The sequence below is a fragment of the Streptomyces klenkii genome, assembly GCF_003626645.1.
Classification (GTDB): Bacteria; Actinomycetota; Actinomycetes; order Streptomycetales; family Streptomycetaceae; genus Streptomyces; species Streptomyces klenkii.
On the sequence record NZ_RBAM01000192.1, the window covers coordinates 1 to 1,059 of the forward strand.

A 1,059-nucleotide genomic window follows, 5' to 3' on the forward strand; every position below is an offset into this window, starting at 1 on the left:
TCGCCGAGGAGACCTGGCTGACGAGGGCGTAGGCCTCGTGGGCGTCGAGGGGGCCGGTGTGCAGGACGGTGCTCAGCGGGACGGCGTCGGGCAGCCACTCCTGGATGACGTGCACCAGGTCGTTCTCCTCGACCGCGTCGAGGACCTGCACGAAGCGGAGGTCGCCCAGCAGGGCCGTGGAGCGGGCCGCGGCGAGCACCGCGGGGGCGCGCTCGTGGCCGGCCGGCAGGACGTGGATGCCGACGGCGCGGCGCAGCTTCTCGTCCATCGCACGCCAGCTGCTGAAGCCGTCCAGCCGGGTGATGCACTCCTCCAGCCGGTACCGCTTGCCCAGCCGGTGGCCGCTGTGCAGCTCGGCGGCGGAGGGGGCCTCGGAGGCCTCGGGGGCCTCGTCGGTCCGCGGCTCGGCGCTCCCGTCCCCCGTGGCGTGCTGCGCGCTCGCCGGACGCTGCTCAGAGCTCGTCGCCGTGCTCCGTTCCGCCACCGTGGTTCCCGCCTCCCCGATCTTGGCTGCCGGATACTGACACTGCCAGACTCATTGTGCCGGTACTCCGTCACCCTGCACGACATGTGAGTACGGCCCGAGGTTGTACGGCGCATGGCGCCGGGGTGTCCCCGGTGCGCTTCTCCCGGGGGAATCCCGGATCAGCGGCCCAGGCGGGAGCGGACCATGCCGACCAGGGTGGTGAGTTCCTCGATCCGCATCCGGCGGGCCGCGACGTAGAAGACCCCCAGGAGGAGCACGCCGCCCGCGGTGAGCGCGGCCAGGGAGCCCAGGAGGCCCTCGCCCAGCGCCCCGAGGAGGGCGAAGCCGACGGCGCCGCCGAGCAGCGCGGCGGGAACGCTCGCCCCGGCCAGCCGGATGTAGGTGCGCACGATCCGGGGGCCGTCCAGGTCGGCCCGCAGCCGGCGGCGCAGGCGGCGCCAGGCGAGCCCGACGCCCAGGGCGTAGGCCAGGCCGTAGCTGAAGCCGATGCCCGCGACGACCCACCGGTCGGGCAGGACCAGGAAGCCCGCGGCCGAGAGCACGATCCACGCGAGCGAGACGAAGACGGTGTT

2 protein-coding genes are annotated in these 1,059 nt (G+C 74.2%); both read right to left on the minus strand.

Annotation, left to right across the window (positions count from 1 at the left end; translation table 11 throughout):
* Positions 1-484, minus strand: a 484-nt coding sequence (locus D7231_RS35695; RefSeq protein ID WP_479685696.1) for a protein kinase family protein, incomplete at its 3' end; no start/stop codon positions are given.
* 161 nt (positions 485-645) lie between these two features.
* On the minus strand, positions 646-1,059 hold a 414-nt coding region (locus tag D7231_RS35700), incomplete at its 5' end, for a lipid II flippase MurJ (protein WP_277875680.1).